General features: G+C 44.0%; 4 protein-coding genes. 3 read left to right on the top strand and 1 reads right to left on the bottom strand.

Features of this window, described 5'->3' with window-relative positions; translation table 11 throughout:
* Positions 1 to 362: 362 nt before the first annotated feature.
* The 3 genes from B147_RS0103005 (at position 363) to B147_RS0102995 (ending at position 4227) form a co-directional block, all read left to right on the top strand.
* Positions 363 to 1835 carry a hypothetical protein gene (locus B147_RS0103005; RefSeq protein ID WP_245568902.1) on the top strand — a complete coding sequence of 491 codons (1473 nt, stop codon included), beginning with the start codon at positions 363 to 365 and terminating at the stop codon, positions 1833 to 1835.
* A 1242-nt stretch (positions 1836 to 3077) separates the two neighbouring features.
* Complete coding sequence (locus B147_RS0103000; RefSeq protein WP_020585770.1) at positions 3078 to 3617, top strand: hypothetical protein; 540 nt, start codon at positions 3078 to 3080, stop codon at positions 3615 to 3617.
* Between the two features lie 118 nt (positions 3618 to 3735).
* Positions 3736 to 4227 carry a GFA family protein gene (locus tag B147_RS0102995; RefSeq protein WP_026259493.1) on the top strand — a complete coding sequence of 164 codons (492 nt, stop codon included), beginning with the start codon at positions 3736 to 3738 and terminating at the stop codon, positions 4225 to 4227.
* A 413-nt stretch (positions 4228 to 4640) separates the two neighbouring features.
* On the opposite strand, the gene B147_RS0102990 is transcribed toward B147_RS0102995, so the two are convergent.
* A complete protein-coding gene (locus tag B147_RS0102990) occupies positions 4641 to 6743 on the bottom strand; it encodes a TIR domain-containing protein (protein ID WP_157237752.1) in 2103 nt (700 codons plus the stop codon).
* Between the last annotated feature and the right edge of the window lie 973 nt (positions 6744 to 7716).

Here is a 7716-nt window from a genome sequence, read left to right as displayed (position 1 = left end):
CNNNCCCNAAANGGNNGGNNNTTTNNCNNTTTTAGAAAGGGTTAATAAGGATTATGAAAAAAGTTAGAAAAAAAGAATTTGTGCAATGGCTGGAGCAAGCATTGCCTTTTGACATTTGGATTGGCAGTGACAGGCGCACCGTCAAAGATGCTCGTGATTATATCTTTAAGGAGATCGGCGAAGAAAAAAATTANATCAGACGCAATGTAAAATCAAAATACCGTGACAGNGAATGTTTGCTGGTGATCCTGATAAATNTNTGGATAGGNTTTTTTGTCGGCAGGCCNATAAGGNTTTCNATGGACNNNAATCTTTACAGNNGCAACCAACGCTATGATAAACTGTGGTTCAAATACGATCGTATGAAGCGCCTTATAGATGAGCTTGAATGCCACGGTTACATTGAAAAAGCACCAGGCTTCAGAAACATCAAATATGGGCGTCAGACAAGGATTTGGGCCACAGTAAAATTAATAAGAATCTTCGTTGCTGAATACAAATTTCGACCCATCGGGGACATTCATTGCACACAGACAGAGAACCTGATTCAACTACGGGATGAAGAGAAAAAAAAGAACAGCAAAAATAAAACTGTCAAAGTTTCAAAGGACGTGGAATTTGACCCCACTGAAGCAACCGAATTAATGCAAGCCAACCTGCAACAACTTAATAATCTGGCTAACGCAAAAAAAATCACTGTGCGTCTGAATGAATCAGATGAAGTCAACCTGACAGACTTAACAGTCAACATACTATCAGATCTCATCAAGGGTAAAATAGAACTTGTTGACACAGAACTCATTGATAATAGTAGTAGTATTGATAACATAGAAGGGAACGGTACTCATCCATCTACAGGAACCGGTACTCATTCACACAGAGGCATCAGTGCTTCCTATGCTACGGACAGTGGTACAGCTATGGATCAGATGGATATAGACGTACTCACATACCAGAAGTACTCCTATCCCGTAGCACTGTACAAGTCATTCATTGATGCTAACTTGAATAGAACTACTCTATTATCTACCATAACTCATAGCGTGAAGAGCCCACAGTACCAAGGCTTACAGCCAGAATCAGTGCTTTTTTTACATCTACTGTGGATGAAGAAACTCTTGAGCCTGATGAATGCCAGATCGAAAAAAGAAGAGTTCATCAAACAGGACCGCCCACTGATCGACTTCGGGATAAAAAAGCTGGTGTTTGAAATCAAAGTAAAGGACATGCACCGGGTGTTTAACCGAGGCTCCAAGGATTTTGATAAAGGTGGGAGATTTTATGGTCCCTATTACCAGGGGATGCCCAGCAAGTTCAGGAAGCACATTTACATTGACGGTAAAAAAACCGTTGAGTGGGATTATTCCGGTCTTCACATCCGTATGCTTTATCATCAATTGGGCCTTGAGTTTAACGGAGACCCGTATGCCATCGGCGATGGCTCACAGAGAAATGAATATAAACTGGTTTCCCTGATCAGCATCAATGCCGACAAACGAGGTTCCCATATTGCAGTCCGTGATGCTTTACAGAATGCCGGGTTTGATGCAGCCCAGGATCTCACCCAGATACGCCAGATGATGGAAGATTTTAAGGCCCGCCACACTCCCATTCAGGAGTTCCTGTTCTCGGGAGCTGGCATTGACCTTCAAAACGCAGATAGCATCATTATGGAAAAAATCATGATGAAACTGCATGCAGAAGGGATTGCGGCTCTGCCTATTCATGACAGCGCCATTGTGGAGGAAGATCATTCAGCCCGGCTTAAAAAAATTATGTTCCAAGTTTATGAAGAGGTGATGGGGTATTCTCCGGTGCTTAAACTTACAGGATAAAACAGGTGAGAGGCTTAAATGTCTTATTTTATAGTCCTATTCTGCTGTTTCAATGGTAAGGTTATGCAAACCGCGTCAAAACGGCTTAAATCGTGCAAATAAACGCATTATTAAAGCATGAGATGTTGAAATAGTAATAATCATTTCTAAATGATTATGAATTTAATTCATTTTGTGTTCGTCCATCTTTCATCGATGAAACGCTTGGTCATGTTCAAATCAAATACGATCAGACAGACTTCGTTTGGACAATTTTAACGGAACTGTTTCAACGTTGAAACACCTCAAAGATATGACTGGCGTAGGTTCCGTGAAAAAAAAGGGCACGTTTGGGATGGAAGTGAATTTTGTAGATAGGCGTTTCATCGATGAAACGCTATCAACATTCCAATCAGGTCCGATCAGACAGATTTTGACCGGGGGATAATTTTAATAGCGGTGTTTCAACGTTGAAACACTTCACAGAAACTCATAACGCAGACAAAAAAGCACACGTTGTTCGTTTAAGAAACCTTATTGACGGAGTTCTTCACAGTTCGCTGAACTTTAGTGCCGCCAGTGCTACCAGAGTGAGTGCTGAGTCGGCCCCTGCCTAAATCATTAATTTTAGTGTCCAGTCGACTAAACACTGGAAAAATTTCATCGACCCATTAATTGGCGTGTTTAGTCAACTAAACACTGGGAAAATTCCATCCAGGTGCTTCCAAGGTGAGAACTGGTCCCTTCCCAATTCAAATCAAGCACGATCAGCCAGACTTCGTTTGGGTAATTTTAATGGAGGTGTTTAGTCGACTAAACAGCTCAAAGATATGCCTGGAGCGGATTCCGTGATAAAAAAAGGACACGTTCTTAATGAATTCAACACAATATACAACAAATTTAGTGTTAAAATATAAATCATCTCAAGACTTACAAGTGCTTGTGGGGTGGGTACTATTCCCACCAAAACGATGATACAGGATCACAAGGAGGGTGTGGTGGTACTTTGGGGATGGTACTGATGATATGATTTCAGATTTTAATTCATCATGCTCATGTTTTTCTTGCATAAGTTGGCCGGGTGAGGATATTCTTCAGTTGAATTGATTTCCAAACCCTTTAAAAAAATCAAAAAATTAAGGTTTTCCCTGATATATATTTATCCAGATCAATGATAAGAGGTTGAGTGGAGTTGATATCTGTTTAAGTATAGCTAACTTGACGGAATTTATTTCTACTTTCAAAAAGGGGGGCAATATTAACATGCAACGTAGTGACAAACTATTATATATAGGAATATCTATTGTTTTAATTTCAAGCTATCTATTTTTCGGAAGTGCAATTTATTCTATTCTTCATAAAGTCTTTTCATTCCTTCCGGGCAAAGATGAAACAGCCGGTGTATTTCTATTAGCCTATATGTGGGGGGCAATTGGCGGCACAAGTGTAGCATTTATATATTTTGCAAAAGAAGTAAACGGACATCGTTCAGGAGACAACCAACCCTTTCCTAATATCATTGAACCATTCGGTTATATTGCATTCATCTTGTTTAGTGGATTCAATGGAATAGTATTATTTTCATTATTCCATGCTGGCTTTGTTGCAGCTTATCCTGCCAACAAAGAAGAGACTATATCGAATTTCGCTTTGATTGTAATTTCTTTCGCTGGTGGGGTTACTGGTGAGGGTGTGATAAAACAGTGTTTGAGTTTTAGTCACAAACTCATGAGAGATGAAAATGAAAAAAGTCCGGAATGCGGAGGAACGAAAGAGCAGCACATTGATAAAAAAAAAAGATAATTCGAATAATTTTAAATAGTAATTAGCATCATCGGGAGAACACTCCATGTCCCTGAGGAGCTCTCCCACACCACCCGGCATCGGATAAATAAACGAATAAAAAGAACAAACATTGATAATGGAAAATTCATTTGGACCCAATTATGCCTCCCTGGAAGACACGGGGTTTATAGCCAAGTACCAAGCCTCATGCTTTTGTGGGGCCGTTCGATATGAGGTGAGCGCTGATCCAGTGGATGCCAAGATTTGCCATTGCACGACTTGCCAGAGGCTACATGGCGCCCCTATGCAGAGGGCAGCCATTTTTCATAAACGCCATGTGAGATTTACCTCTGGTTCGGAGCATCTGGTTTTTTATAACAGTGAACTAAACCGGCCAGAGCGCATCCTCCCTTGTAAAGTTCGCTGCGGTAAATGTGGCACACCCATTGCCGATGAGGGGCGCAGGATGTGGCTCGCCTTCCCGTCATTATTTGATTTCGGGCATCCAGCCGTGGTGCCGGAAGCATTCAGGCCAACATGCCATCTTTTTTATGGGTCAAGGGTGATAGAAATACAGGATGATCTGCCTAAGTGGTCCGGACACAAAAATCATTCCGAGTTGCTGTAAAACTGTTTCATTGATGAAACGGCAAAAAAGCATTTTGGATGGGCACTGGTGGAAGAAGTGCTCACCACCTCATTCAAAGGTTCAGTGACACAATGCTGGAGTAGTCAACGCACTGCCTGGAAGGGTTCTCGGGGTTCAATGATGGACATATCCGTCGCTAAATTTCTATTCCAAGAATATGCAAGATTAAAAAATCTCGGGTTATTGATTTATTTTTTAAGCAAATATAACGTGTGGCTCAGATGTGGCTCAGATGATGATTAATAATGCACCTCAGGCCCTCTCCAGGCAGCCCTGAGTTGCAAATAATTGCTGCTCCGCTTGATTTTTTTATGGGGTTTCCTGAGCTAAAAATTGTCCAAAGCATTGAATGCACAATATGAAAGAAATCGTTGCTCCCCCTATACCCCCTATTACACTACCAATCTTCTCCATTGGTTTCGGAACTGCCGAAGTAGTCTTTCAGCGCCAGGTGGTACATTAGGCAAGCCTACCGTGAAAGCAATCCCGACATCAATGTGTACAAGTTGATCCGCCACATTGAAGCGGGACGCTATAACGTGAACGGGCATCAGAGGGAAGCCTTCTAAATGCCAACCCGGAATCGCGACAGGAACTGATCTCAGTTTTCCTGGGCTCTTCGTTGCGCGACAGCAAAGCCCAGCCGCCTCAGCCGTCGACCCGACAATGCAATTGACGAAGGCTCGTAGTCGCGTATCCATCTGATCTGCATCTGTGGTCGAAAGACACTCCTTCCAACTGTATGCCAAGCGCAGGCCAAACACCTCTAGTGTAAGTTGATTAAGCTCTATTTCAAGACTTACCGTCTTACGACCGAGTGCCTGCCAGGCCGCGACATAGTGCGCAAGATATCCTATCTCAGAAACTGTTGCGTTATTAAGAACCGCGTACCCTGATGGGAGCTCCCGCTTTTGCGAATCCTGCTTATCTATTGATATTGAATTAATCACCTTCGAAGTAATTGATTCGTGTAAGACTGGCCATCGAAGCGATTTGACCAGTAGGTCCATCGTTCGTGAGTAAGAACAGTACTCGCTGAAGGTTCCTGGGGTCTTGAACACGAACTCGAATAGAATGATTGCCTCCGACGTGTTGTCAGGGCTTGGAAAGTGTACCCATACCGTGCGGCACCACTCGGTCCCAACCTTGCATGTAATTGCTACTCGAGGACGACCCTGGCACTCCAGTATATGCACTCCGCGTATGGATGACAACAGTCCACGAGCCGGGTCTCGTGCGTAATTTATCGCGTCATCAAAATCTTGACCGAATGGTCTGAAGGAATCTCGTTCCGAAGCCCAAGATGCCGTCACTTCAACCCGAAGTCCTGCTTCAACATGTGAAAGGCAAAGCTTTAATAGTGCTCCTTCAGTCAAAATGTTGGAAGCACCTTCTATTTCGCTTGTTCTCCGCCAATTTACCGCTTCCAGCTTGCCCTGAATACCCAGGCAAACAAAGCTACCGTCGGCCTCATTCCAAGCATTTTCTGGGATCGAGGCAGAGTTAAAGAGTTCCAAGTTCTGGCTCGTAGGGTGAATTCCCAAAGACTCCAGGGTGTTGTGTAAGACACTCGTAAAGTCGTAAGTGTTCTGTGATCGACACTCGCTCTTCGCGTATGACCCACTCGTTGGCTCTAGGTCAACTATACTCACTGAGAACAATTTATCCTTGCCACTCCTTTTTTCGAGCATCATCCGCTCAAGGCGGCAGGGCTCTTTGTTGAAGTATTCTGGGCCGCAAAGGACCAGTCCATGCTTGCTATGGCTTATTCCATACCGTACGTACTCTTCCCAAGCAGGTCGTGCGCTCAGAAGAACTTGATACTCTGCAAACCAAACACAAATACCATTTGCAATCAAGAAATCGACTACATGACGAGCCACCTCGGCATCTTGACTAGCGTAACTAACGAATATGTCATACGGACCTACCCGCGTGGGCAGCGCCGTCGCGACCCAGTACTCAGCCGCCGTCGGGAAACCGAGGTTATTGTATGCGCTTGACCAGTGCATATGCGCTTGCCGGCAAGCTTGACTGGCACCGGATAGTGCTCCTTTAACAAGCGTAGAAGTTTTTTTTATTTTACATGCCATCCAGTCCGTAGTCTCGTAAGCAGTTTGGGCTTCATGGAGCTTTTTCTCCCAACAATGAATAGGTTCACCACAGAGTGCGAGCAAGCGAGCCCAGGCTATGTACACCGGTGGGTAGTCCGGGTGAAGATCGGCGAGGATCATCGCTTCTTCCTGAGCCATAAACGCGCTGTCCGCTATGGCTAAACGAGAGGTTTCACTCTCCGCCCTCGCCAAACGGGCGGCAAGAAGTGCGCTCCTGAACTTCGGATTCCCTGGTGCTTGAGCAACAGCCTGTTCGGCTGCTGCCTCAGCTTTTTGAAACACCCCCTTGCGATAATGGCAAAATCCCAGCTCATTGTAGGCATCCGCATTGTTGGGGCCCAGACTCACTGCTACATTCAGTAGAAGAATGGCTTCATCCAAGGTTTCTGTCCTATTCGCGATGTGAAATGCGCGGTGCTGAAGTATAGATGACTCAACAAAGGGAGGCACTCCGGAAACGTCAACGTCAATATCGGCGCATAATCCAGCCTCCCTGTAGTAGCGCAGTCGCACACGAAGTACTAATAAGATGAGTGCTATGCTCGCAAGCACCAGAATTAGTGAAGACATAATAAAAACTTTCGATCGTTAAACGATTATGTAAAGCAGGCTAAACTAAGTAACTACTTTTGCCACCACCGGCTACCAGGCATGTGCCACCATTTTTTCTGGAACGTCTGATAGTAGTCGAATGTTTCATGACTAAGTATAATGGTAATATTAGCTATTTTGAAACCAGTTAATACAAGCGCGTCACATAGATCATTGAAGTTGAAGGGCAACCCTATGGTCTTACTGCGTGCAATGCCTGGATAACGTTTCCAAAGACTGCGGATAGCATCAAAGTCAACAAAGACCAGCCCTAATGGCTGGTCAAGCGCTAGTGCAAAGTTTGCTTCAGATAGGATTATGCTTGTGGCTAATACACAAGTGTGACCAGCATTAGCATCCGACCGATACGGAACTACGGCAAGCCCGCTTGTTTCTCCTAATTGATTGTAATTATTTGAAATTTCAAAAAGATAATCAACTATTCTAGTATCCGGTGGGTCAATTGTGCTTGTCTATTCTGCGACAATTATCTTGTCCGGTTGACGACAATTACCTTGACCGGTTTGTCGTGATAAAACCCCAGACACTAAAATTCACTTAATTGGAGGTGCAATCCCGTGTCGGGGAAATCAATAACCGAACAACAGATAAGGATATACATGTCAGCAAGAAGCAAAGGGACTATTCAAATCACAGCAGCCGCAAAGGCCGGAATATCAGATCGTTCAGGACGTAGAATCGAAAATGGCAATATTTCTCAAGGAGACAAACCCATGCGTCATTGGCGTACACGCAAGGATCA

The organism is Desulfobacter curvatus DSM 3379 (assembly GCF_000373985.1).
GTDB classification, from domain to species: domain Bacteria; phylum Desulfobacterota; class Desulfobacteria; order Desulfobacterales; family Desulfobacteraceae; genus Desulfobacter; species Desulfobacter curvatus.
The sequence above is the reverse complement of the archived record's forward strand: the minus strand, read 5'-3'. Positions and strand labels throughout refer to the sequence as shown.

Coding starts and splice junctions, on each gene's coding strand:
- B147_RS0103000 (WP_020585770.1), top strand. CDS start 3,078: ATGCAACGTAGTGACAAACTATTATATATAGGAATATCTATTGTTTTA.
- B147_RS0103005 (WP_245568902.1), top strand. CDS start 363: ATGAAGCGCCTTATAGATGAGCTTGAATGCCACGGTTACATTGAAAAA.
- B147_RS0102995 (WP_026259493.1), top strand. CDS start 3,736: ATGGAAAATTCATTTGGACCCAATTATGCCTCCCTGGAAGACACGGGG.